The sequence below is a fragment of the Flavihumibacter solisilvae genome (assembly GCF_000814475.1).
In the GTDB taxonomy this organism is placed as follows: Bacteria; Bacteroidota; Bacteroidia; order Chitinophagales; family Chitinophagaceae; genus Flavihumibacter; species Flavihumibacter solisilvae.
On the sequence record NZ_JSVC01000029.1, the window covers coordinates 19,346 to 42,581 of the forward strand.

A 23,236-nucleotide genomic window follows, 5' to 3' on the forward strand; every position below is an offset into this window, starting at 1 on the left:
TTTGCAGTGTGTTCGCTATTGTCGACATAGAAACTACTGGTGGTTTTGCCACATCAAACGGGATAACTGAAATAGCCATCATTCTCCATAATGGGAGGGAGGTGGAAGGTTATTATTCCACCCTTGTTAATCCACGTCAGCTTATCCCAAGGTATGTGACAGCATTAACAGGGATAAATAATGATATGGTTGCTGGAGCCCCGGTATTTGAGGAAGTTGCAGAGACCGTTAATAACCTGCTCGACGGACGGATCTTTGTAGCCCATAATGTAAATTTCGACTACTCATTTCTCAAGCAGCAGCTTGAGAACTGCGGCTATCCGTTCCAGTTAAAAAAACTATGCACCGTCAGGATTGCGAGAAAATTATACTCCGGCCTTCCGAGTTACAGCCTGGGCAATCTTTGCAGGTCATTGGGGATTGATCTGCAAAACAGGCACCGTGCAGAAGGTGATGCAAGGGCTACGGCTACACTGTTTGAAAAAATGCTGCGTGATGATGAAAAGGGGATGATAGCATCTATGATGAAGGGAAGGAGTGCGGAACAATACCTGCCGCCAAACCTGCCGCTTGCTGATATCCAGGCTCTGCCATTTTCCCCTGGTGTTTATTATTTCGAAAATGAAAAGAAGGAAGTTATTTATATCGGGAAGGCTGTCAATCTTAACAACAGGGTAAAAAGTCATTTTTCCAACAATGATGGCGGTCGCCGTAAACAGGAACTGCTTCGCCAGGTGCACCACATCCGGTATACGGTCTGCTGCAGTGAATTGATGGCGCTCATCCTTGAAAGCCAGGAGATCCGGCGGTTATGGCCGGCGTTCAACCGAAGCCAAAAGAAATATCATCATAAATACGGCTTGTATTCATACGAAGACGGCAGGGGTTATCTGAGGCTTGTAATTGAAAAGAAACGGCCACATTTACCCGCCATTTATACTTTCGACTGGTTACCGGAGGGACAGGCATTTATCCGCAAACTTACAGCCGCGGCCTGCGGTGCAAATGAAGTGCAATCTCATGTGGAGGAACAGGTAATAGAAGAACCTGCTGAATCCTATAACAAGAGGATTAACGACGCCATATCAGACATGAAGAGGCAACTCCCGACATTTGTGCTGGTCGAAAAGGACCTGTTCGCCGGAAAGGACTACGCGGTTTATGTAGTGGAAAAAGGAAGATTTTATGGAATGGGATACACCTGCGATCCATTTGGGATCCCATTGACCATCGAGGAATGGAAAAAGAATATCGACCCGTCCGCAGATAACGACTATATACGCGGATTGCTTTACCAGTTTGCAGGTAAAAATTCCATCACCCGGTTAAATATTCAGGAAGCGAAGCCTTAACCAGGAAGTTCGGTTCTGCCGGCCGGGGTTAACTGTTTTCGATAACTATTTCCAGACGAAATATGTAATTGCTGCAATGGCTCCATACAAAGCCAGAACAATTAAAAACAGTTTGCCGGTACTGGCATGGGATAGGTCAAAAATACGTCTCATAGTAAACCATTTATGCGTGAAAAAATGATTGCACGGTAAAAATTATGGTTTCAAGGGATGTGTGGGTAGGGGGGATAAGGTTTTCTTATCTGCAGCCAATGTAGTTAAAAATGCGACAATTTCCAATTTTTCGCAAAAAAATTCTTTAGTGTAAAACGTTGTATTTTAGGCTAAAGGCATACGTTATGAACCGACAGCTAACATCCTGGTTTAGTCCCTCCCTTCAGAAAGAAATGCCACTCGCTGTTTATGGTCACTATGGATTTGCACTTCTCCTTATTCCCACAGCTGCAGCTGACTACCTTGAATACGAAAGATTCCAGCTGTTGGATTCAATTCGTCCCTATATAGAATCGGGTAAAGTGAAAGTATTCTCCATCGACAGCATAAATAACGAGAGCTGGATGAACAACAGCATGGACCCCCGGCATAAGTCCGTTCGCCATCAACAGTGGAATCAGTATGTTTACTCGGATGTCATTCCATTTATTAAAACGCAAACCAGCGAGGATACTGCCATCATTACTTCCGGCGCTTCATTTGGCGCGCTTCACTCTGCCAACCTGTTCTTCAAAAGACCGGATCTCATCAACGGATGTATTGCCATGAGTGGAGTATATGACCTTACCGAATATACCAAAGGATATTTTGACGAAGATGTCTATTACAACAGTCCATGCCATTACCTGCCGAATCTTACCGATCATGGCATTCTCGAACAAATAAGGAAGAGCAGCCATATCCACATTTTAAGCGGATCGGGCGATTATGAGGATCCTGATGCGGCAAGACGACTGTCCGGCATCCTGTATAACAAGGGTATTTGGTATGAGCTGGATATCTGGGGGAAGGATATGACCCATGACTGGCCGACCTGGCGTGCCATGTTACCGCATTATCTGGCTTCCAGGTTTTGAAGAAATGCTGACCTTGGAATCATTCTTGCGCCAAGGCTTTCGAGGTGTTCTGTATACACCTGGCAATCGATCAGTTGTACTCCTTCTTTCTGCAGGAATTTCACCCAATTGATAAAGGCGAATTTGCTTGCATTGCTCGTGTGTGAGAACATACTCTCCCCGCAAAACACTTTGCCAATCCGCAAGCCGTACAAGCCACCGGCAAGCTGGTCAGCTTCCCAGGCTTCTGCACTAAATGCATACCCCATTTCATGGAGCTGAGTGTAAGAGCGGATCATTTCTTCATTGATCCATGAGCCTCTCTGCCCGGTTCGTTTTACCTGGCGGCAATGTTTCATTACCTGTGAGAATGCTTCATTTATACTGAAACGAAAACGATTGCCATTCAGAACCGGACGCATACTACGGCTGATTTTAAGTTCAGCCGGGAAAAGCACAAAACGGGGATCCGGACTCCACCAGAGAATTGGTTCATCCTCATACCATGGAAATATTCCCTGTCTGTACGCTGCCAGCAGCCGTTGGGGGGACAAGTCACCACCGATAGCCAGGAGTCCGTCGGGTTCTGCCTGACTGACCGGCGGAAATTGAGGGGAGCGATCCAGGAAAACTAATGCCATATTATGCAGTGACTTCAATTGTTGCACCGATGCCCCGTTCGGTTATGGCATCACACATTGGTTTCAGTTCGTCAAATTCACCATTTTTCACTGCATATTTTCCCTGGGTATGAATTAGCAATGCACATTGCTCTGCCTGCTCTGAAGTATGTCCGCATACAGCGATAAGTGTTTCAATCACCCAATCAAAGGTGTTGACCTCATCATTCCACACAATTAACTGGAATGGTGTTGCTGTTTCGGTTAATACTTCCACCGATTCATTTACTTCATGTTCATGCTGTTCTTTATAATTCAACATCGAAAGGGCTTTCCTGCAAATTTAAAAATTCCTGCCAAAGCGCCTATTTTGAAGAATAAATTGGCAGGTTGAATTGTCAAGTCGTAGTATTTTTAGCATGGCATTAACCTGTTAATCAATATGAAGGAGCCGTTGACCGATGAGAAGGGTAATAAAGACAAAGCCCCTGAAAAAACAATAGTTCTGCCGGTTCAACTGGCAGAAAACGGACTCGATTTTCTAATTGAACTGGTAAAACAGATACGCCCGGCGTCTCCGCGCAGAATCGCTGAAGCTGAAAGTAATTTCCGTTCAATGCTTCATCAGCTTCAGCATGATGTTGGTACGCTGGTATCGATCAGGACCGCGATCAGGAACCTGTTTTTTAAAAGCGAATTGCTTCCGGCCCTGGTAGCAAGCGGACTCATTGGTTCCCGTGGATTTGTACAGGAGTTGGGTGGGAAACTTAAACATAAGATCCTTCCTGAGCTGCGACAGCCATCGGATTTCCTTTTTGTACTGAGCCGCGTATTTTACAAACCTACCGACTATATATGGGTAAGTGAAATTGACCGGGAACTTTGGAAAAGGTTTTTCAGGTTGCTGCGGGTTCACATCAGGATTAATGACCGGCAACTTACAGATCAGCTGCGACAAGCGTTGCTTATTCTTTCATTCAGGATCGCTACACTCGGTCTTGAAAAAGAAGTTGCCAACCGGCTCAGCGCCAACAAAGATGCAAACAGTCCTTTCCTTGAACAGAACAGGCTCGTGATCAGGTATCTCGATGATCCTGATGCAGACGAAAAATACATCCAGGTATTACTGAATAACCTGCAGGAACAGCTTTACAACTGCAGGCAAAGCATTGTATGGCTGCGTGATCAGCGGTTATATCATGGTACAAGTCTCGCACAGACTTTTCTTACCGTAAGAATTCTCCAGATGATCGACAGGATGCTGATCATTTCGGATGTGCTTGATCGTGACAACCATCTTAATGAAGACCGGTTCATTGAATATTTTATAACGGTTATCACGAATGAAAATAAGCAGAACAGCCTGCGTGGTTTCCTGTCAGACAACCTTGGCCTGCTTGCATACCAGATAGCGGAACACAAAGGAAAAAAAGGGGAGAAATATATCACTTCCAACCGCAGCGAGTTCAGGCAGCTGTATCGCAGTGCGGCGGGTGGTGGCTTTATTATCAGTGTAGTTGCGATAATTAAAAACCTTCTATCAAAACTTACCCTGGCGCCATTCTGGATGGGTTTTATATACAGCACCAACTATGCCGCAGGCTTTATGCTGATGGATCGCACCAATACCACCCTGGCAACCAAGCAACCTGCCTATACGGCTTCAGCAGTGGCAAGTTCGCTTGACAGTAAAAAGCTGAAAGGGAAGCCAGACCTGAAGAACCTGGCAATAACAATTGGCGATGTCTCCCGCAGCCAGATCGCTTCGTTCGCCGGTAACCTTGTTGTTGTGTTTCCATTTACTTACTTTCTTGTATGGCTGATGGACCGGTTCATGGGCTACAGGATAGTTAATGGTGAAGAAGCATTCAGTTTACTAGAGCAACAACATCCATTTCACAGCTGGTCATTGCTGTATGCCTGTTTTACAGGCGGATTCCTGTTTCTAAGTGGTATCATTTCCGGTTATGTTGAGAATCATATTGTTTACGGGCAGCTGACGGAGCGGCTGAGGAACCATCCGGTGCTTAGCCAAACCATGTCTGCAAGGCGATTGAACCGGATGGTTGATTATATGAATGTCTATTCAGGCGCATTTACGGGTAGTATTGCACTTGGATTTTTCCTGGGCATGTCGGCCGTAGTAGGAAAGATCTTCGGAATCCCTTTTGATATCCGTCATATCACCATTTCTTCCGGTAACGCAGCGATCGGCTTTTATGGCATTGAACAACCTGTTTCCTATGCCTACCTGGCCGCGGTGTTTCTCGGAGTACTGGGAATAGGTTTCCTGAATTTTTTTGTCAGCTTCTCACTCGCATTTTTTGTGGCAGTGAAATCAAGAGGTATTCACCTGAGGGATTATCCTGAACTGATTGGATTTATCTGGCGTTATTTCCGAAAGTATCCTATGGATTTCGTTTATCCGCCAGGCCGTCGCCGGGATACAAATGATATCTGATACATCCGCTGGTCAACTGCAAAAAAAAAGCCTTTTCATTTCTGAAAAGGCTTCATTTGTGGGAGCACACGGATTCGAACCGCGGACCCTCTGCTTGTAAGGCAGATGCTCTGAACCAGCTGAGCTATGCTCCCATTGATCACCGAAGCCTTGGCGTAGGTGATCTGTAAAGAACTTTATTGTCCATAAAATATATTTGGACTGTCCACCTACGCTAAAGCTTCGGTGGACACAGTGGGAGCACACGGATTCGAACCGCGGACCCTCTGCTTGTAAGGCAGATGCTCTGAACCAGCTGAGCTATGCTCCCAGATGAAAGTGACGTTGTTTTTGACAACTATTTCAAGAACTTTTCACTGCTTATCCGCAATGGGATTGCAAAGATAAGGGCTATTATTTTACAGCAAAATTTTTTGACAAAAATTACAAAATTCAGATCGCCCAATCAACCAGGCTGTTCACCCACTCTTCACGAAATGGAGTACTGATGCGGATATAATTGTCAGTATAACCTTCCATCATACCATTTTTTTCGTGGCCTTCAAACAACACTTTTCGTGTTTGCCCTGCATGAAGTTCCCGGAAATATTGTTGTTTCATGTAACTCAGGTTACGCAAGGCTTTGTTCCTTTCGTGCCGGGTATGAACCGGTACAACCGGTGTAATATCCAGGGCAACAGTATTTGCTCTTTCTGAATATGTAAACACATGGAGATAACTCACGTCGAGCGAGTGGAGAAAATCAAAAGTTTCGCGAAACAATTCTTCTGATTCGCCCGGAAAACCAACAATTACGTCTGCACCTATTGAACAATGCGGCATCAGTTTTTTAATCAGGGCCACACGGTCAGCGTATAGTTCCCTTTTATAACGTCTGCGCATCAGCGATAACAATGTGTTGCTGCCGCTTTGCAATGGAATGTGGAAGTGAGGCATAAACTTCCTGCTATTGGCAACAAATGCGATAATGTCATTTGTAAGCAGGTTGGGTTCAATAGATGAAATCCGGAATCGCTCGATGCCTTCCACGTCATCCAGTGCCCTGACAAGGTCATAGAAACTTTCTTCATGTTTCCTGTTTCCCTCCGGTCCTTTACCAAAATCGCCAAGATTAACACCAGTCAGCACAATTTCTTTGACTCCTTTGTCAGCCAGCATCCGTGCGTTTTCCAGGACATTGCTGATATTATCGCTCCGGCTCTTGCCCCGCGCCATAGGGATGGTGCAGAATGAACAGTTGTAATCACAGCCATCCTGCACTTTGAGGAAGGTTCTTGTGCGATCGTTTACTGACCAGGAACTATTGAAACCGGATACCTCTTCGATATCACAACTGCTGATCTTCGCGCTGTCACCCTTGGTGAGCTCAGCCAGGTGGCTGGCGATATTGAATTTCTCGGCAGCACCCAATACCAGGTCAACCCCGGGAATAGAGGCGATCTCTTTCGGTTTCAGCTGCGCATAACAACCGGTGATCACTACCATGCTTTCAGGCGACCTGCGTTGGATCCTGCGGACGATCTGGCGACATTCCTTATCCGCATTATCGGTCACCGAACAGGTGTTGATTACATACACGTCGGCATTCTCTTCAAACTCTCTCTTCTCGAAACCTTCCTGCTCCAGCATCCTGCCGAGGGCAGAGGTCTCCGAAAAGTTGAGCTTGCAGCCCAGTGTATGAAATGCAACTGATCTTTTTTCGGCCATAGGGCCGCAAAGATACGACCGATCAGGCATTTCAGCCATATTTTCAGTTAGATTTGGGCCCATGCGACGAAACCGTGTATCCCTTGGAATACTGCTGGCAATCCTTGTTGCCCTTGTACTCATTTTCCGGGGCAGAAGAACGCAAGAGTTTGAATATGAAGAATTTAAACTAGAAAACTCGGGCCTGCAATATACCAGGCATGCCCGTTGCAGGATGGAATGCCGGCAAATCAGCGAGAACGAGGTACGCGAAATCATCCAACAGGGCAAGATAAACAGGCGTAAAAGTGATCCGGCTGACAAGCCATGCCCCACCTATGCCCTGGAAGGCTACAGCAGCGGTGACCGGCAACACATCAGGGTAGTGGTAGCCCGCTGCGGGGATCTTACAAAAGTGATCACTTGTATTGACCTTGACAATGAATATTCCTGTAATTGCAAATAGCCTTTCATGAAGAAGTTGCTGAGATTCCTATTCAGTATTTATGGTCACCTCTGGTTCGTCATCCTGCTCCTGTTGCTGCTGCCAGGTTTTTTCATTGGTTCATTATTCGGAAGAATTAAAGGGGGAAACCTGATCTATCGTATCTGCAACTGGTGGTCGGATGCCTGGCTCTTCCTGATTGGAATCCGGGTTCCCGTGATCCATGAAGCGGAAAAAAGCGAACACAGGCCCTGCATTTTTGTGGCCAACCACATTTCCTACCTCGATATCCCTATGATCGTTAAAGTTATCCGCGAACCGGTGCGGGTGCTCGGTAAGCAGGAGATGGCAAAGATCCCGGTATTCGGTTTCGTTTACCGGAATGCTGTCGTTATGGTTGACCGGAAAGACACATCACAACGGGCGAAGTCCGTTAACATCCTTAAAAGGGTGTTGGGCAGGAACGTGTCAATTTTCATTTTTCCGGAAGGAACATTCAATGAAAGTGGCGCACCGCTGAAATCCTTTTATGATGGAGCATTCCGCATAGCTCTTGAAACCCGCACACCAATTCAACCGGTGATCTTTCCGGATACAGTGAAAAGACTTAACCATAAATCCGTGTTTTCACTAAACCCGGGAATCTGCCGTGCCGTATATTTACCGATGGTTAACACTGATGAGTACGCGGATAGTGATGTAAGGGTACTCAAAGCGAAAGTATTTTCAATGATGGAATCGGCCCTGGTCCGATACGGCCTGAATGAACAAAATATTGACAGAAACAACTACAGATAAAACGGCTTCGCGTGTAGTCGGCGAGAACTTCGTCGAAGTGCTCATACCACTTGCCCTTCCCAAAAACTTCACCTGGAAAGTGCCTGCAAGGCTATTGCCTGGGATTAAAGAAGGCATAAGGGTGGAAGTAATGCTGGGAAAGAGCAAGAAATATGCTGGGGTTGTAAAACGCCTGCATAACAACAAACCAGCCGCATTTGAACCAAAGGAAGTACTGAATGTGCTGGACGACGATCCGATCGTTCACCCCCTGCAACTCCAGTTCTGGCAATGGATGGCAAACTACTATATGTGCAGCGAGGGTGAAGTGATGCAGGCTGCATTACCAACTCATTTCAAGTTGAGCAGCGAAACTACTGTACTTCTCAACGATGACGCGGGTGACGATTTCAGCAGTCTTGATGACGATGAATTCCTCATTGCTGAAGCACTTACTATCAGGAAGGAACTGAAACTTTCAGAAGTGCAGCAGATCCTCTCCGCGGCACATGTGTATCCTGTGGTGAAACGCCTGATTGATAAGGGCATCTGCCTTGTCTGGGAAGAACTTAAACATACTTACAAAGAAAAGAAGGAACAGTTTGTTTTGCTGCACCCGGCGTACCACCAGGAAGAAAAGCTTGCAGACCTGATGAACAACTGGTCAAAGGCTCCGAAACAACTCGAATTACTTTTAGCATACCTGCACCTGGCCAGGACATCCGGTGAAGTGACCCAATCTGAGTTATTGAAGAAATCGGGAGCAACCGCGGCACAACTGAAGGGACTGGTGGAAAAAGCTGTTCTGTTGGTGGAAAAACGCAGTGTGGGCAGGCTGCGCCAGGAGGCAGCTGAAATAAATATTTCATTCACGCTGACAGACGCACAACAGTCTGCCCTCGAACAAATAAAAAGCACATTCCTTGAAAAACAGGTTTGCCTGCTTCATGGAGTTACTTCCAGTGGAAAAACACTGGTATATGTTAAGCTGATCGAGGAGATGCTGAAACAGGGAAGGCAGGTGTTATACATGCTTCCGGAAATTGCCCTGACGGCACAGGTAATCCGTAGACTGCAACAATATTTCGGTGGTCATATTGTGATATATCATTCACGTTTCAGCCAGAATGAAAGAGTTGAGCTGTGGAACAAAGTGAAGGATGGTTCGGCAAAGATCATTCTCGGGGCAAGGTCAGCAATTTTCCTGCCTTATGCAGACCTGGGACTTATCATTTGCGATGAAGAGCACGACCCTTCATTCAAACAACAGGATCCTGCTCCCAGGTATCATGCACGTGATGCCGCAATTTATCTCGGGTCACTGTTTTCTGCTAAAGTGTTACTTGGCAGTGCGACTCCATCATTGGAGTCATTTTATAACGCACAACTCGGGAAATACGGTCTAGTGCAGCTTACCTCAAGGTTCGGGGATCTTGCCCTGCCTGAGATCCGGTTTATTAATACGAAGAAGATCGTTACCCCGGATAAGTCAAGGGTAATAATTTCACCCGACCTGCAGGAAGCTATACAACAAAGTCTCGGGAAGGATAAACAGGTTATCCTCTTTCAGAACCGGAGAGGATATTCTCCTTACCAGGTTTGCCAGACCTGTGGCTGGATCCCGCATTGCAAACAATGTGACGTTTCACTTACATTCCATAAGATCCGTAACAAGCTGGTTTGCCATTATTGCGGAACGGTGTATCCACCCCTGACCACATGCGAAGCCTGCGGCAACCACCATTTTGCGCAGCAGAATTTTGGAACTGAACGAATTGAGGAAGAATTACAGGAGATGTTTCCCAAGGTGAGAACGGGAAGAATGGATGTTGATGCCATCAGGGGAAAACATGCGCATGATACGCTGATCCAACTATTCGAACAACAACGCATAGATATCCTCGTTGGTACCCAGATGGTGGTGAAGGGTCTTGATTTCGAACATGTATCACTTGTAGGTATCCTTGACGCCGATGCCATCCTGGGTTTTGCCGATTTCAGGGTTTACGAACGTGGTTTTCAACTTATGGAACAGGTGAGTGGTAGGGCTGGCAGAAAAGGAGAACAGGGAAAAGTGCTCATCCAGGTAAAGAATACCTCGCATCCAGTTTTACAGTTTGTACAAAACCACGATTACATTGCTTTTGCTGAAGCTGAGTTGTCAAATCGGCGGCAATTTGCTTATCCACCCTTTACCCGCGTTATCCAGCTTCAATTCAGGCATCGCGAACTCGAGAAGGCTGCAGCTGCAGCAAGGCAGATGGCCGACTGGCTCAAACCGAAATTCGGACCTTACCTGGTTGGACCCGCAGCACCTGTAGTGGGCCGTGTCCGGAATATGTACCTGATGGAACTATTGATCAAATTACCTAAAGACGCACAACTGCTGCAGCAATGCAAGGAGCAGATCCATTTGCTGACGGCGCACCTTCACCATCAACCACCATTCAAATCTGTTATCGTAACACCTGATATTGACCCGTTATAGTAGTCGTAATCAAATTTCCTCCGGTTGCACCTGACAGTGTTGCCTTTCTGCCCATAACTTTGAAATATTATTTGACTTATGCAAATCCAGGAAAATATTTCGCTCCGGCCATTCAATACCTTTCATATTGAAGCAAAGGCAAGGCACTTTGCAACTTTTTCCAACGTGGATGAACTTAAAGACCTGCTAACTGCATTCAAGCAATCTCCAATTGCCAAACAGCAGTTACTTATTCTGGGTGGTGGTAGTAATATACTATTGACCCATAACTATGATGGCTGGGTTCTTAAGAATGAAATCATGGGTATAGAAGAATTGCATGAAGATGAAGAGTTCGTATATGTCCGTGCAGGAGCAGGAGAGAACTGGAATGATTTTGTTCAATATTGCCTGGCAAAAAACTGGGCGGGACTTGAAAATTTATCCCTGATTCCGGGAAATGTAGGCGCGTCGCCGATGCAGAACATCGGGGCCTATGGTGTTGAAGTGAGGGACGTGTTCTGGGACCTGGAAGCTTATAATTTAAATGACCATACCGTACACACATTTACTGAGGCAGACTGTCAGTTCGGTTACCGGGAAAGTGTGTTCAAGAATAAATACAGGAACCAGTTTGTCATCCTGAATGTGACGTTCCGCCTCAGGAAGAAACCGGTATTTCACACAAGCTATGGCGCTATCAGCCAGGAACTGGAACGGATGGGAGTTAGCACCCTTTCGATCCAGGCGATCTCCCGTGCCGTGGTTAATATCAGGCAATCAAAACTTCCCGATCCCGATAATCTCGGGAATGCAGGCAGCTTCTTTAAGAATCCAATGATTCCTAAGGAAAAATTCAATGAATTAAAAGCGGCCAACCCGGACATCGTCGGATTTTCACTGCCTGGAGGATCAGTGAAACTGGCAGCAGGCTGGCTGATCGAAAACTGCGGCTGGCGGGGTTTCCGAAAAGGGGACGCAGGATGTTACGAAAAGCAGGCCCTCGTCCTTGTCAATTACGACAAAGCCACGGGTGTGGAACTACTTTCCCTCAGCAATGAAATTGCGGAAAGCGTCACAAAGCGCTTCGGTGTTCACCTGGAAAGGGAAGTGAATGTTATTTAATTGAAGTCTTCGGAATCGAAATCTTCATCCCTGAATGTAGAACTGCTGCCAAGGTTTACCATCGAACCGATGAGGTCCTTGAACTCTATCCTGTTCTCAATGATCTTCTTGCTGATCATGGAATAGGCGGAGAGGCCATGGAGTACAAATTCCATCAGGAGGGCAGTTTCCTTTTCATTGGCTTTCGGAAAATATTTCCTGACAACCGCCTGCAATCCATCGACCTTGTATAACCGAAGCAGCTTTTCCTTGTCGGTAGTATTGAAGAAGATATCAAGCTGGTTACCTGCATCAAACCAGCGGGTAATAGCTTTATATGGATTTTCTTCCTCCCGCAACGAATCCTTTCCTGTATTCTTACGCTTTTTTAAAGTTTCGGGATTCGGGAAGTAGGTAATGAATTGTGACCGCACGGCTTTATCGAGCAGGTTCATGGCAACCTGGAATGGTCCTTCCTGTTCGCCTTCATACACAAGTTCGATCTTCCCCGTAAGTGACGGAATAATACCTATGAGGTCGTTTACCCATACCTGGGTCTGCTTTTCTTTATTCAGAATGGCCCTGCGTTCTGCTGAACTGATCGCATTTTCATAAGCGCTGATGGTCAGCCTGGCAGACACGCCACTTTTTTTGTCAACATATTCATTATTCCTTGCTTCAAATGCCACCTGTTCGATCAATCTTTTGATCAGGTCGCTTGCTGTAACTACAGCAAGCTGTTCTTCGGCGATCTCCGCTTCCTGTTCTGTAATAGCAAGGGAATGCTCAATCGTCTTGGGGTAATGTGTAAGGATCTGGCTCTCTATCCTGTCTTTCAGCGGTGTTACTATGGAACCACGGTTCGTGTAATCTTCAGGGTTAGCTGTGAAAACAAATAATATATCGAGCGGCATCCGAAGTTTGAACCCGCGGATTTGCACGTCGCCTTCTTCCAGGATATTGAAAAGGGAAACCTGGATGCGTGCCTGCAGATCCGGTAATTCATTAATGACAAAGATGCCACGGTTACTGCGTGGAATGATCCCATAGTGAATGACCATTTCATCAGCGAAACTCAGGCGGAGGTTAGCTGCCTTGATGGGATCGATATCACCGATAAGGTCGGCTACACTTACATCCGGCGTGGCCAGTTTTTCCCCATAACGCTCGCTGCGGTGGATCCAATGTATCGGAGTTTCATCTCCATGTTGTGCAATCATATCTTTTGCAAACCTGGAAACCGGCTTCATGGGGTCGTCATTGATTTCGCTTCCTGCAACTATGGGAATGTATTCGTCGAGCAGGTTGGTCATCTGCCTTGCCATCCGCGTTTTTGCCTGGCCGCGTAAGCCAAGAAACAGGATGTTGTGCCTGCTCAGCAAAGCCCTTTCGGTATCAGGTATCACCGAGTCTTCATAACCTATGATACCCTTAAATGCCTGTGATCCGTTGTTCAGGTGTTGCAACAGGTTTTGCCTGATCTCTTCCTTGACTGATTTGGGCCGGTATCCTGAAGTCTTTAATTCTCCCAGTGTTGTTATAGTATTTATATTCATCAATTCTTTTATTAATTATTCGAAAATCCTCTTTCTCTCGTCAGTATCAGACTCTCAATAAAGGGTCTTTCTTTTTCCGCTTTCGAAATCCTTGAAAATAAATGTGCCAAGGTGATCGAGCGAAGCAAAAAATGCCTTACCCTGGTTTGTCTCGGTGAACTCATTTACAAAACGCTGCAGGTAGGGATCCGATGCTATCATAAAGGTGGTGATCGGGATCTTTAGCTTCTTGCATTGAGCAGCAAGGTTCAGACACCGGGTCGTAATCTTGCGGTCAAGTCCAAAGCTGTTCTTATAATACCGCTTACCCACTTTAAGACAGGTCGGTTTTCCGTCTGTGATCATAAAGATCTGCTTGTTAGGGTTTCTTCTTTTCCGCAACATATCCATCGCCAGTTCAAGGCCGGCGACTGTATTGGTATGATATGGACCAACCTGCAGGTAGGGTAGGTCCTTGATCTCCACCGGCCATGCATCATTTCCAAAGACTACAATATCCAGTGTGTCTTTTGGATAGCGGGTTGTAATAAGTTCACTAAGCGCCATAGCCACTTTTTTTGCAGGCGTAATCCTGTCTTCGCCATAAAGGATCATGGAATGTGAAATGTCGATCATCAACACCGTTGATGTCTGTGCCTTGAAATCTGTCTCCCTGATCTGAAGATCATCTTCCTGGATATTGAAAGCCTCAATGCCATGATTGATCTGCGCATTGCGGATGCTTTCAGTGAAATCGATTTGTTCAAGCTGGTCTCCGAAACGGAATGGCCTTGTTTCGGGGTTGATTTCATCACCCTGGCCGGGCTTAAAAGTGGTATGGTTCCCCTGCCTGGTTTTTTTTAGTTTGCCAAAGATTTCTTCGAGTGACTTTTTCCTGATGCCCTGTTCCGTTTTGGGTGTGATCTTAATAGTGCCGGATCCTGGGTCTTCGTCGATATATCCTTTCGTTTTCAGGTCGTCAATGAAATCACCCATGCCATACTCTTCATTTGTCAGTTCATATTCGCGGTCGAGCTGGTTGAGCCATTGTAATGCTTCCGCAACATCGCCATTGGTATATGTGAGTAACTGGATAAATAACTCCAACAACTGATCAAATACTGATTTCCCTTCCCCCGGTTTATAGCCTGTAAATAAGTATCCCTTCATGTTATGTCTCCTCCTCCTGTTCAAATTACAACTAAATGGTCAAAACAGGATTGGCCTTTTTAGACTCTCCTCATAACAAAAAAGTGCCCCCATGGTTGAATGGGGGCACTTCAATATTCCAGGTTGGAAAATATTACGGGGTATCAGGTTTTGCCGGACCTACCGGAATGGAACCTTCCAGGGAAGGCTGAATGGTACTGCCGGTTTTGTACTGGTTGTCCAGCATATTCAGCATCTGTTTCATTTGCTGGGCACTGGCTATTTCACTGCGCATTGCTTCCTGCTTGCTGTCGCGCAGCTGGCTGTAATAGCTGATTTGCTGGTCCAGGTCTTTATGAATCGCCTTTGAAACTTTATCCGCCATTTCCTTATAACCGGCCTTGTACGATGCTTCAAGGAATTTCAGGCTGAAATAGTTATGCTGGTTGTTGCGGCTGACCATTGCATAAGGCATATTTTCCTCCAGAATTCCCTTATCAGCCATGTCGAGCATTTGTTTTGCCTCGTCTTTGCGGTTCCGGTCAGCGAGACCGGCCGCACCGTCAGCATATGTTGCCCTGATGGTATTGAGGTGACGCCTGTTCTCCTCGTCAAAATATACGCCTTTGATATTTGCACTGCCGAACCCGAACTTGGTGCGCAGCTTTTCAACCATCCAGTCGACATTCACACCGGAGTTGTTGGAAATGGGCACAAGCCTGTATGTGAGGCCGTCTTTCCGCACATAATTTCCGAACCCGAGTTCTGAAGCGGTAAAAGGAGCCGTAAAACAAATTGGGCGTTTCCATTTATTGGCTGCGATGATATTCAGGATTGCCAGGTCATTCTTCAACAATGTGTTCCTGTTTTCGGGGATGATCACCGGCATTTGCGACAGTACACTGTCTTCTTTATTTATGGTACCGTTTGACCTTACCAGTTGCTCATCAACCGGAATGACATACTTCCTGGCAGGCAGATAATTTATCGACTCGCCACCCTGCAGCGCTACTTTAAACGCCGGGTCTTCACTGCCTACCACATTTTTCATTACGTCGTACAGGTCATAGAATTTTTCCTGGTTTACGTCAGGCCGCGGGTTGTACACAACGTAGTCCCTCTTCCGTCCCCGGATCTGCTCTGCAGACCAGATCACGTCGATAGGAGCGCTTTCATTGATCTTGTAACGAAGCTGGTTGATATACCAGTCGATTCCAAGCAGGCTGTTGTTGATTACCCTGATATCCGGGCGGATCCCTTCAACTTCCTGGGCATACCATAACGGATAAGTATCGTTATCGCCATAAGTGAAGAGGATGGCGTTTGGTGGACAGCTCTCCAGGTAGTCTTTCGCGAGGTCGCGCGCAAGCACTTTCTTGCTGCGATCGTGGTCATCCCATTCCTGGAATCCCATGAGGACCGGAACAAGCAGCAGGCATACCAGGGCGGCTGCCGGGTTTGCCAGGGATTCCTTTGTCTTGCGCATGAGCCATTCCCTTATCTGCAAAACTCCCAGGCCGATCCAGATCGCGAACGCATAGAACGATCCAACAAAGGCGTAATCACGCTCACGGGGCTGGTTACCTGCCTGGTTGAGGTAAAGCACAATTGCAATGCCCGTAAAAAAGAAGAGCAGTCCCGCAACGAGGAAATCCCTGCGATTGGCGAAATACTGATATACTACCCCAATCAGTCCCAGAATCAGGGGCAGTGCAAAAAGTTTGTTGTTTGCCTTGTTGTTTTTGATACTGTCGGGTAAAGTGTCCTGGTCGCCGAGTCGGAAGTTGTCAAGCGGTCCAATGCCGGTTTTCCAGTTTCCGTCCCGTACGTTACCGGGACCAAAGCCCTGGATGTCATTCTGCTTGCCGGCGAAGTTCCAGAGGAAATAGCGCCAGTACATCCAGTTGAGCTGGTAGGTCCAGAAGAAATAGATATTCTGCGCCATATTCGGCCTTTCTCCTTCCGCTAGTCCCAGCCAGTCTTTATAAAATTCAGCGTGTCCCTGGTCATTGCTGGCATCCCAGACCCTGGGGAAAAGCATTTTGTCTTCGGAAGAATATACCGGCTTGATATCGTAACCAACTTCCTCGTAACTCTTTTCACCTTTGGTATATTTCATGTTCGTCTGCGCATAGTCATTCGGCGAAGCCGTGAACACCTGTCCGTACAGGAGCGGAAAGTCACCATACTGGTCACGTCCCAGGTATCCTACAAGCGAATTAGGGTTGTCGACATTATACATATCCACAGCCGGATTCGCATTTGAACGGATCATTGTCGTGATATAGCTCGAATACCCCAGAAGCATGAAAATCACACACCAGGTTCCGAGTCTAAGGAAATTCCAATGGTTTTTTGCAGCCATCCGCAATCCCAGCCAGAGCAGGAAACCCAGCAGCACGAAGAAGAATATAAATCCGGAGAAGAAAGGCAAGCCAAAATTATTGACAAACCGGATATCAAACCATCCGGCAAGTTTAACTGACCATTGGATCACTACTACCTGCACAAACCCGGTAATCAGGCAGCCTGTGATGAAAGCCCAGAAAGTACCTGCACGGGTAACCTGGTAACGTTTGAAATAATACACCATTACGATGGCCGGAATGGTAAGCAGGTTAAGCAGGTGAACACCGATTGAGAGTCCCATCATAAAGAAGATGAACACAATCCATTTGTCTGCACCGGGTTCGTCAGCGCTGTGTTCCCATTTCAGGATCGCCCAGAATACAAGTGCAGTGAAGAGTGAGGAAAGCGCATAAACCTCGCCTTCAACAGCGCTGAACCAGAATGAATCGCTGAAAGTATAGGCCAGGGCACCAACAACACCTGAACTGATAATGGCAAATGTCTGGCTCGCTGTTGGCGTAACGTTAAGGGGCGCAACCAGTTTTTTGGCAAAATGGGTAATGGTCCAGAAAAGGAACAGGATCGTGAAGCCACTGCTGAGCGCACTCATGATGTTCACAGCTTTGGCAGGATTACTGCCGCCAAAAAGAACGATGAAGATCCTACCGAGAAGGATAAACAGCGGGGCACCAGGGGGGTGGGGGACCTGCAGTTTGTAAACACTTGAAATAAATTCTCCAGTATCCCAGAGACTGGCTGTGGCTTCCATTGTCAGCAGGTACACCGCGCAGGCGATGGCACAAATGATCCAGCCGGCAATGTTGTTCACTTTTTTAAATGTCATAATGCGTTGGTTTAGAAAAAGGCGAAGCAAATATAAGATTCTGGCGTTCCCAAAGCCGTAACGCGCAAGGTATTGCCTTACTTTTTTAATGGTTAAATAAAAAAATGTGAAAATAGTCCATCAGCAAAAGCCCATTACCCGAAGAACACCTTTACTGTCTGGTAGAACAGCCGGTTCTGCAGGTACGTGTTCTGGGCCTGCTCAAGATAACCCTGCAGGCCGAATAATCCTGCGGCATTTCCTTTATTTATAGCAATCTCAAGGTAGCCGGCGGAATTGAACAGGGCCAGTTTCTCCCCTTCAGGAACATCCGCATATGTTTCGGAGATCTTTTCTATCACTTCGTCCCGTTTAAACACTATTGAAAAGGTTCTCCCTTTTCGCTGCAATTCAAATTGTTCCCGGGTTATATTAACTACCACATTCTCGAAATTGTCAATATGAATGATCTGGCCTTCGATCCAGGATTCGCTTAGCAGGGGTTTCAATGGATTCTTCTCCACGTAACTGCTGTCCGGTATGCCGATATCAGTTAATCTTTCACCCCTGTTGATCGCAGCAATTGCATTCCCGAAAACTTTACAGCAATGCAGTGTGTTCCGCAACTGCGACGACCCGGAAGGGAGTCCGATCAGCAGTTCCGGTGGTTCCTGCAAAATCATCGGGAGCAGCCCGTTGTCTGCACATAAAATGTATTGTTCCCTGTGATATGCAAGAAGTAACTGGTCTGGCTTCTTTTCAAACAGGTTTACAAGAACAATATGAAAGGTGTGGCTGGGAAAATTTGAAAATGCATTCCGGCAGATGTAGGCAGCCTGCGGATAGTTGAATGGACTGATCTGGTGCGATATGTCAATGATCCGGAATTCAGGATCAATATGCAGCAACTGTCCTTTCACAGCACCTACGAGATAGTCCTGCATGCCAATATCAGATGTCAAGGTCAGTAATGCCATGAATGCCCGTGCGGTTAGGGTGCTATTTTACCAGCTTACCTGATTTGAAAAAAAACTGGTGTGTAAGTTTGTCAGCCCACGAAGGGAAAAAACGATTCATCAGCACAGTGCGTTTGCCCGTAAACGTTAGTACCACACTTCTCTTCCGCTTTTCAATGGCCTGGAGTATCAACTGTGCACATTCGGCAGCAGTCATCATTTTTGACTCATCCATTGGGGTTTCGCCGTGCGATTCTGACTTTGCATTCAGGGCAGCATGACGAATGTTTGACGCCGTAAAGCCCGGTGATACCCACATTACATGAACCTGTTTATCGATCAGTTCGGTCCTCAGTGCTTCAAGCCAGCCCTGGAGGGCAAATTTTGACGCGGAATAAGCACTGCGACCTGGCAATCCACGATAGCCGGCAATGGAACTGATGCCCACGATTACTCCCCGGCGGCTGATCAGCGACGGCAATGCGAAGCGCGTACAGTACACGCTGCCCATGAAATTTACATCCATCACTTTTCGAAAGACACTAAGATCAACGTCTTCAAACAAAGCGCGCATGGAAATGCCCGCATTGTTGATCAGTATATCAATGCCACCAAATGTGTCGATCGTTGACTCAATGAATTTCCTGCAATCCTGTTCCTCGCTCACATCTGCCACCACGGTGTGCATCATCACATTGGTATATTCCATCTGCAGGTTGTAGAGCTTATCGTAACTGCGGCCGCATGTAGCTATTTTCGCTCCGAGTGGAACCAATGCATCAATGACCGCTTTCCCGATTCCCTCACTTCCGCCGGTGATGGCAACTACTTTATTAGTAAAGAAAGACATAAAGGAGAAACAAGTTGTTTAATGAGCAAACGTAGTTAAAATTCAAAAGTAAAAAGGGAAAAGTAAAAAGCGTGCGGGAGTTATACATTAATCTAAATTCAAAATTTGCAACTCAATTATCACGATGAAATTGCAGATGGGAGCGGCTTGAATTTTTTTCGAAAAAAATTAGATAAAAATTTGGGAGTAACTGTTTTATCCCTATTTTTGCACTCCCAAAACGAACGATACACAGTTCAAAAGTTCTTAAAAATGTTGATTCCGTAGCTCAGTTGGTAGAGCAATACACTTTTAATGTATGGGCCCTGGGTTCGAGTCCCAGCGGGATCACAGAATGCAAAAACCGTTCAGAATCAATCTGAGCGGTTTTTTGTTTTTATAGCCCCAGCATTTTTTCCAGTTCATTTAAAAGCGGAACCTGTCCAGGGATTATTTTTATCCTCGCCTCTTCCATTGTAAACCAGGAAGCCCGGTCGGCTTCCGGAAAATTCTTCTTCTTTCCCGAGTGTGGCGGCCATTCCATTTCAAATGAGTTACTGACCATTCCTGCCGGATCATGATCCTGTTGTACGGCCCATGCCTTTATGATCTTTCCTGATTTTTGCTGAACCGGGGTAAGCGGAATAAAAGTTCCTTGCGCATCCCAGCCTGTTTCTTCCTTCACTTCCCTGGTTGCTGCTTGCAGCGGCTCTTCACCGGCTTCAATTTCACCCTTTGGAATTGACCACGCACCGGCATCCTTTTTTACCCAGAAGGGACCACCCGGATGCACGAGCAATACTTCCGGCTGATTAAACCTGAAACGAAAAAAGATTATGCCTGCGCTTGTTTTTGGCAATGCTTTGATGCTACTTCACCGCCCCTGAATAAGTATGACTATGTTCCCGGTATTTCTTTGGAGAATGCCCGGTTGTTTCCTTGAACAGTTTGTTGAAATTGGAAATGGTTTTATAACCGCAGTTGTATGCAATTTCAGAGATCGTCCAGTCGCTGTCGAGCAGCAGCCTGCATGCGTTACTGATCCGCACCTGGTTAAGATATTCCACGAAATGAATCTTATTCCTTTTTTTGAAAAGCCGGCAGAAGCTCTGGGGAGTCAGGTTGGTGAGCCTGGCAACATCTTTCAATTGGATGTCGGAACGGAAGTTCTCATTCACGTACCTGTAAACTTCACACAACCTGTCCTTTTCCGTTACACTTTCATGGTTCAGCAACTCTTCAGAATTGATGTGCTCAATATCAGATGAAGAGGAGAGCAGGTGCAGGATTTCCAACAGCCCCAAAACTTTTTCAAAGCCAGAAGCATTCAGGAGGCTTTCCATCTTGGAAGCAATAAGTTTCCGTGTATTGTGCTGAATGTAAATGCCGGATTTTGATTTCTTCAGCAGGTCATTGATCATCCCGGCTTCCGCCAGGGAAAAAATGCCTGATTCAAAAAGGCAGGGATGAAAGTAAACGATAATCGCCTTTGCCCGTTGATTGGTCTTGCCACTCACAAACTCATCGTCGTTCATCCATATATGGGGCAGGTTTGGACCAATAAGCACCATGTCGCCTGGTGCAAAAGTCTCAATAAGGTTGCCGACTATTCGCTTGCCGGAACTCTCTTTTACATATACCAGTTCATACTCAGGATGAACATGTAATGGCGAACTGAAAAAAGACTCATCTCTCTCCACCACCGTAAACAAGCTATTCAGTTTAATAGCAATTTCAGTTTGCAGGATTTTCATACAACAAGCTATTAAGTACAAAACCTTAATTGTAAAACACCTGAAAAATACGCTGTCCATTTCAGAAATGAACAAAGCAGGAAAAAAACTTTCCCTTAATTTAGTCCATCTATTAGCAATCAACGATTCATGACCCCTTCAGCCAAGTCACCGAAGGTGCCCAGCTTATTGACTTCACAATCTGCTGTGGCACAAAAGTTTAGGGAAAGATTTAAGTCCGATCCCACTATTATAGTAAGTTCTCCCGGCCGTATCAACCTGATCGGCGAACACACCGACTACAACAATGGTTTTGTACTGCCGGCCGCAATCGACAAAACGATTTCACTGGCTGTTTCCCAACGCGACGACGATCAGTTGCACTTTCTCGCTGCAGACTTTAATGATATTCATGCCGGAACATATACGGATTTTCGAAAATCTACAAAGCTCTGGCCTGACTATATTAATGGAGTGTTACAACAATTACAGGAAAGAGGTTTTCCGCTGACCGGGCTGAATATCGCTATTGGCGGAGATATTCCTTCGGGGGCCGGACTTTCATCATCTGCTGCGCTGGAATGCTCGGTTGTATTTGCGGTAAATGAGCTTCTCGGGTATGGACTCTCAAAAATGGATATGGTGCGTATTGCACAGGCGGCTGAGAATCACTTTGTGGGGGTTAAATGCGGGATAATGGACCAGTTCGCCAGCATGTTCGGAAAAAAGAACCATGCTATCCTGCTCGACTGCCGCAACCTGAAATATGAATATGTCCCTTTTGACCTTCACCAGTATGCAATCCTCCTGCTCGACACACAGGTCAAACACTCGCTCGCTTCAGGCGAATACAATATCAGGCGCGAACAATGTGAAATGGGAGTCAGGGCACTCCGCAAAATCTATCCGCAGGTGGAAAGTCTTCGCGATGCCAACCGGGCAATGATAGAATACACCCTCAGGGATATGGTGCCGGATGTAGTCTACAACCGATGTAAATACGTGGTGGAAGAAAACCTGCGCTTACAGGTAGGTTGCGAAGCCTTGAGAAGAAACGACCTGGTGGGTTTCGGTAAAAAAATGTACGCTTCGCATACTGGTCTCAGCAAGCTGTACGAGGTAAGTTGTCCTGAATTGGATTACCTGGTCGAACTTGCCCGTGAAGAGCATGCCATTATTGGTGCAAGGATGATGGGGGGCGGTTTTGGCGGCTGTACCATCAATCTTATCCGCAAACCTTATATCAATGAAGTTGTTCAAAGGTTGGGCGACGCGTTTGCCAACAGGTTCGGGCAAAAACCACTTTCGCATATATGTAACCTTTCTGACGGAACGCATGTGGTTTCCGCAGGATAAAAAGAAATAGTATTTTGCCCTCCATTATATGTTATCCGCTAAAGCTCAATATGCCATCCACGCACTTACCTACCTGGGTGAGCATTACCAGCGGGGTTTTATTCCCATAAACGTGATCGCCGAAAAACGAAAGATCCCGGCAAAATTCCTGGAAGCTATCCTCCTCGAATTCAGGAAAGCTGGTGTGCTCGGAAGTAAGGCCGGCAAAAACGGGGGCTATTACCTGCTTAAACACCCGAGCAAAATCCAGATGGTACAGATCCTGCGATTGATGGATGGTCCCATAGCGTTGCTTCCCTGTGTGAGCAAGATGTTCTATGAGCCCTGCAGGCTTTGTCCTTACCCGGAATCCAATTGTAACATCAGGCAGATTTTCTTTGAAGTCCGCGATGCGACGCTCCAGGTCATTGAAGGCAAGACCCTCCAGGACCTTATGCAGAAAGGTAGTGCCGGCTTTGATACAGACTTCATGATTTAGTAAGAATCTGTCACTTTAATCTAATATTTAATAGTATTTTGATTGATTTTCAGCTACTTGTTTACGC

Annotated in this window: 19 protein-coding genes and 3 tRNA genes; 10 read left to right on the forward strand and 12 right to left on the reverse strand. The window is 46.3% G+C overall.

The window, feature by feature from the left end; genetic code table 11:
* The first annotated feature begins 8 nt into the window (after positions 1–8).
* Positions 9–1,352 (forward strand): exonuclease domain-containing protein, encoded by a 1,344-nt coding sequence (locus OI18_RS21230; protein ID WP_039143815.1) that lies wholly within the window; start codon positions 9–11, stop codon positions 1,350–1,352.
* A gap of 338 nt (positions 1,353–1,690) precedes the next feature.
* Positions 1,691–2,422: an esterase family protein gene (locus tag OI18_RS21235; RefSeq protein WP_039143816.1), complete on the forward strand. Its 732-nt coding sequence runs from the start codon at positions 1,691–1,693 to the stop codon at positions 2,420–2,422.
* Here the strand turns inward: OI18_RS21235 and aat are convergent.
* Together aat and OI18_RS21245 are read right to left on the reverse strand one after the other, a co-directional pair.
* Entirely contained in the window at positions 2,401–3,042 is a 642-nt protein-coding gene (aat, locus tag OI18_RS21240; RefSeq protein ID WP_039143817.1) for a leucyl/phenylalanyl-tRNA--protein transferase, read from the reverse strand. The genes OI18_RS21235 and aat overlap by 22 nt on opposite strands.
* Before the next feature lies 1 nt (position 3,043).
* Positions 3,044–3,343, reverse strand: a complete 300-nt coding sequence (locus tag OI18_RS21245; protein ID WP_152616913.1) for an ATP-dependent Clp protease adaptor ClpS — start codon at positions 3,341–3,343, stop codon at positions 3,044–3,046.
* 120 nt (positions 3,344–3,463) lie between these two features.
* On the opposite strand from OI18_RS21245, the gene OI18_RS21250 reads away from it, so the two are divergent.
* Positions 3,464–5,482: a hypothetical protein gene (locus tag OI18_RS21250; protein WP_039143818.1), complete on the forward strand. Its 2,019-nt coding sequence runs from the start codon at positions 3,464–3,466 to the stop codon at positions 5,480–5,482.
* A 59-nt stretch (positions 5,483–5,541) separates the two neighbouring features.
* On the opposite strand, the gene OI18_RS21255 is transcribed toward OI18_RS21250, so the two are convergent.
* From OI18_RS21255 to mtaB, 3 genes are all read right to left on the reverse strand, one after another.
* A tRNA-Val gene (locus OI18_RS21255) sits at positions 5,542–5,616 on the reverse strand.
* A gap of 101 nt (positions 5,617–5,717) precedes the next feature.
* Positions 5,718–5,792: transfer RNA gene (locus OI18_RS21260), tRNA-Val, on the reverse strand.
* A gap of 122 nt (positions 5,793–5,914) precedes the next feature.
* Positions 5,915–7,219, reverse strand: coding sequence for a tRNA (N(6)-L-threonylcarbamoyladenosine(37)-C(2))-methylthiotransferase MtaB (gene mtaB / locus OI18_RS21265; RefSeq protein ID WP_240312815.1), 1,305 nt, complete (start codon positions 7,217–7,219; stop codon positions 5,915–5,917).
* 31 nt (positions 7,220–7,250) lie between these two features.
* Here mtaB and OI18_RS21270 point away from each other — a divergent pair, with 31 nt between their 5' ends.
* The 4 genes from OI18_RS21270 (at position 7,251) to murB (ending at position 11,982) form a co-directional block, all read left to right on the forward strand.
* Entirely contained in the window at positions 7,251–7,634 is a 384-nt protein-coding gene (locus OI18_RS21270) for a DUF4258 domain-containing protein (RefSeq protein ID WP_052273464.1), read from the forward strand.
* A 6-nt stretch (positions 7,635–7,640) separates the two neighbouring features.
* A complete protein-coding gene (locus OI18_RS21275; protein WP_039143820.1) occupies positions 7,641–8,411 on the forward strand; it encodes a lysophospholipid acyltransferase family protein in 771 nt (256 codons plus the stop codon).
* On the forward strand, positions 8,377–10,878 hold the full coding sequence (priA, locus tag OI18_RS21280; protein WP_039143822.1) for a replication restart helicase PriA: 2,502 nt from the start codon (positions 8,377–8,379) through the stop codon (positions 10,876–10,878). Before OI18_RS21275 ends, priA begins: the two co-directional genes overlap by 35 nt.
* A gap of 78 nt (positions 10,879–10,956) precedes the next feature.
* Positions 10,957–11,982, forward strand: a complete 1,026-nt coding sequence (gene murB / locus OI18_RS21285; protein ID WP_039143823.1) for a UDP-N-acetylmuramate dehydrogenase — start codon at positions 10,957–10,959, stop codon at positions 11,980–11,982.
* On the opposite strand, the gene OI18_RS21290 is transcribed toward murB, so the two are convergent.
* The 5 genes from OI18_RS21290 to OI18_RS21310 form a co-directional block, all read right to left on the reverse strand.
* Positions 11,979–13,517, reverse strand: a complete 1,539-nt coding sequence (locus OI18_RS21290) for a magnesium chelatase (protein ID WP_039143824.1) — start codon at positions 13,515–13,517, stop codon at positions 11,979–11,981. The two genes, murB and OI18_RS21290, sit on opposite strands and share 4 nt — an antisense overlap.
* Before the next feature lie 54 nt (positions 13,518–13,571).
* Positions 13,572–14,666, reverse strand: coding sequence for a vWA domain-containing protein (locus OI18_RS21295; RefSeq protein WP_039143825.1), 1,095 nt, complete (start codon positions 14,664–14,666; stop codon positions 13,572–13,574).
* A gap of 133 nt (positions 14,667–14,799) precedes the next feature.
* The gene (locus tag OI18_RS21300; RefSeq protein ID WP_039143826.1) at positions 14,800–17,838 is read right to left on the reverse strand and encodes a glycosyltransferase family 117 protein; all 3,039 of its coding nucleotides are present in this window, start codon (positions 17,836–17,838) and stop codon (positions 14,800–14,802) included.
* Between the two features lie 134 nt (positions 17,839–17,972).
* Positions 17,973–18,794 carry an SAM hydrolase/SAM-dependent halogenase family protein gene (locus OI18_RS21305; protein WP_039143827.1) on the reverse strand — a complete coding sequence of 274 codons (822 nt, stop codon included), beginning with the start codon at positions 18,792–18,794 and terminating at the stop codon, positions 17,973–17,975.
* A gap of 22 nt (positions 18,795–18,816) precedes the next feature.
* Positions 18,817–19,623 (reverse strand): SDR family oxidoreductase, encoded by an 807-nt coding sequence (locus OI18_RS21310; protein WP_039143828.1) that lies wholly within the window; start codon positions 19,621–19,623, stop codon positions 18,817–18,819.
* A gap of 257 nt (positions 19,624–19,880) precedes the next feature.
* Between OI18_RS21310 and OI18_RS21315 the strand changes: the two genes are divergently transcribed.
* Positions 19,881–19,953 (forward strand) — tRNA-Lys (locus OI18_RS21315).
* A gap of 46 nt (positions 19,954–19,999) precedes the next feature.
* On the opposite strand, the gene OI18_RS21320 is transcribed toward OI18_RS21315, so the two are convergent.
* Complete coding sequence (locus OI18_RS21320; protein WP_039143830.1) at positions 20,000–20,461, reverse strand: NUDIX hydrolase; 462 nt, start codon at positions 20,459–20,461, stop codon at positions 20,000–20,002.
* A gap of 10 nt (positions 20,462–20,471) precedes the next feature.
* A complete protein-coding gene (locus tag OI18_RS21325) occupies positions 20,472–21,356 on the reverse strand; it encodes an AraC family transcriptional regulator (protein WP_052273465.1) in 885 nt (294 codons plus the stop codon).
* A 129-nt stretch (positions 21,357–21,485) separates the two neighbouring features.
* Here OI18_RS21325 and galK point away from each other — a divergent pair, with 129 nt between their 5' ends.
* The gene (gene galK, locus OI18_RS21330; RefSeq protein WP_082038078.1) at positions 21,486–22,691 is read left to right on the forward strand and encodes a galactokinase; all 1,206 of its coding nucleotides are present in this window, start codon (positions 21,486–21,488) and stop codon (positions 22,689–22,691) included.
* Positions 22,692–22,719: 28 nt separating this feature from the next.
* A complete protein-coding gene (locus OI18_RS21335; protein WP_052273466.1) occupies positions 22,720–23,169 on the forward strand; it encodes an RrF2 family transcriptional regulator in 450 nt (149 codons plus the stop codon).
* Positions 23,170–23,236: the final 67 nt, after the last annotated feature.

Excerpts from the sequence above, each read along its gene's own strand:
- OI18_RS21235 (WP_039143816.1), top strand. The coding sequence starts at position 1,691 with ATGAACCGACAGCTAACATCCTGGTTTAGTCCCTCCCTTCAGAAAGAA.
- aat (WP_039143817.1), bottom strand. The coding sequence starts at position 3,042 with ATGGCATTAGTTTTCCTGGATCGCTCCCCTCAATTTCCGCCGGTCAGT.
- OI18_RS21245 (WP_152616913.1), bottom strand. The coding sequence starts at position 3,343 with ATGTTGAATTATAAAGAACAGCATGAACATGAAGTAAATGAATCGGTG.
- OI18_RS21250 (WP_039143818.1), top strand. The coding sequence starts at position 3,464 with ATGAAGGAGCCGTTGACCGATGAGAAGGGTAATAAAGACAAAGCCCCT.
- mtaB (WP_240312815.1), bottom strand. The coding sequence starts at position 7,219 with ATGCCTGATCGGTCGTATCTTTGCGGCCCTATGGCCGAAAAAAGATCA.
- OI18_RS21270 (WP_052273464.1), top strand. The coding sequence starts at position 7,251 with ATGCGACGAAACCGTGTATCCCTTGGAATACTGCTGGCAATCCTTGTT.
- OI18_RS21275 (WP_039143820.1), top strand. The coding sequence starts at position 7,641 with ATGAAGAAGTTGCTGAGATTCCTATTCAGTATTTATGGTCACCTCTGG.
- priA (WP_039143822.1), top strand. The coding sequence starts at position 8,377 with ATGAACAAAATATTGACAGAAACAACTACAGATAAAACGGCTTCGCGT.
- murB (WP_039143823.1), top strand. The coding sequence starts at position 10,957 with ATGCAAATCCAGGAAAATATTTCGCTCCGGCCATTCAATACCTTTCAT.
- OI18_RS21290 (WP_039143824.1), bottom strand. The coding sequence starts at position 13,517 with ATGAATATAAATACTATAACAACACTGGGAGAATTAAAGACTTCAGGA.
- OI18_RS21295 (WP_039143825.1), bottom strand. The coding sequence starts at position 14,666 with ATGAAGGGATACTTATTTACAGGCTATAAACCGGGGGAAGGGAAATCA.
- OI18_RS21300 (WP_039143826.1), bottom strand. The coding sequence starts at position 17,838 with ATGACATTTAAAAAAGTGAACAACATTGCCGGCTGGATCATTTGTGCC.
- OI18_RS21305 (WP_039143827.1), bottom strand. The coding sequence starts at position 18,794 with ATGGCATTACTGACCTTGACATCTGATATTGGCATGCAGGACTATCTC.
- OI18_RS21310 (WP_039143828.1), bottom strand. The coding sequence starts at position 19,623 with ATGTCTTTCTTTACTAATAAAGTAGTTGCCATCACCGGCGGAAGTGAG.
- OI18_RS21325 (WP_052273465.1), bottom strand. The coding sequence starts at position 21,356 with ATGAAAATCCTGCAAACTGAAATTGCTATTAAACTGAATAGCTTGTTT.
- galK (WP_082038078.1), top strand. The coding sequence starts at position 21,486 with ATGACCCCTTCAGCCAAGTCACCGAAGGTGCCCAGCTTATTGACTTCA.
- OI18_RS21335 (WP_052273466.1), top strand. The coding sequence starts at position 22,720 with ATGTTATCCGCTAAAGCTCAATATGCCATCCACGCACTTACCTACCTG.